Source organism: Bisbaumannia pacifica, assembly GCF_007989625.1.
In the GTDB taxonomy this organism is placed as follows: domain Bacteria; phylum Pseudomonadota; class Gammaproteobacteria; order Pseudomonadales; family Halomonadaceae; genus Bisbaumannia; species Bisbaumannia pacifica.
This window is the reverse complement of the sequence record NZ_BJUK01000114.1, coordinates 1-604: the sequence shown is the minus strand read 5'-3', so window position 1 is coordinate 604 and position 604 is coordinate 1. Positions and strand designations below refer to the sequence as shown.

General features: G+C 63.7%; 2 protein-coding genes. Both read left to right on the top strand.

Translation table 11 applies throughout. The annotated features are described in order from the left end of the window. The first annotated feature begins 41 nt into the window (after positions 1-41). Positions 42-368 (top strand): hypothetical protein, encoded by a 327-nt coding sequence (locus tag HPA02_RS18155; protein ID WP_146804614.1) that lies wholly within the window; start codon positions 42-44, stop codon positions 366-368. Positions 369-387: 19 nt separating this feature from the next. Next, complete coding sequence (locus HPA02_RS18150) at positions 388-591, top strand: hypothetical protein (protein ID WP_146804612.1); 204 nt, start codon at positions 388-390, stop codon at positions 589-591. Positions 592-604: the final 13 nt, after the last annotated feature.

Genomic DNA, 604 nt, shown 5'->3' with positions numbered 1-604 from the left:
TGAAGGCCGCGGCCCCTTGGTAGTTACAGAAGGATCTGCCCATGCATTCACACCTCAGTGATCGTCGCCACAAGCCGGAAGGCGAGCACCTGCAGCATCTGGTCAAGCCACGGTTCACCGATGCCGAGTTCGACCAGATCCAGGCCGAGGCCGCCATGCGGCATGGCGGGCGACTGGCTCCCTTGGTGCACGAAGCCACCATGTTGGGCCTGGAGGTCATACGCCAGCGGCGCGAGGCACTGCTGGCCAAGCTCGTGAACGGCCAGGCGCCGGATGCCGATGAGTCTGCCGAACTCGAGCGGTTACTGGCCGAGATGGCGGAGCGCCAACTGTCCGGTAGCAGCATGAATCAACAGCACACGGCCTGACAGGGCCAAGGAGTCCGCGATGCTGAGTCGCGAGTCATTGAAGCGGGTGGTTGACCGGCTATCGCCGGAGGCCCGCGAGAAAGCAGCACACGAAGCCAGGTTGCGACACATGCGCGTCGAGGATCTGGTGCTGGAGAAGTGCCTCAGTGATGTGCAGGGGCAGCTGTATGCCCTGCGTCGCCGTAAGCCGGAATTACAGGTGGTGAGAGGGGGCCGGGCATAGCGCCCGGCTTTCA

Excerpts from the sequence above, each read along its gene's own strand:
- HPA02_RS18155 (WP_146804614.1), top strand. The coding sequence starts at position 42 with ATGCATTCACACCTCAGTGATCGTCGCCACAAGCCGGAAGGCGAGCAC.
- HPA02_RS18150 (WP_146804612.1), top strand. The coding sequence starts at position 388 with ATGCTGAGTCGCGAGTCATTGAAGCGGGTGGTTGACCGGCTATCGCCG.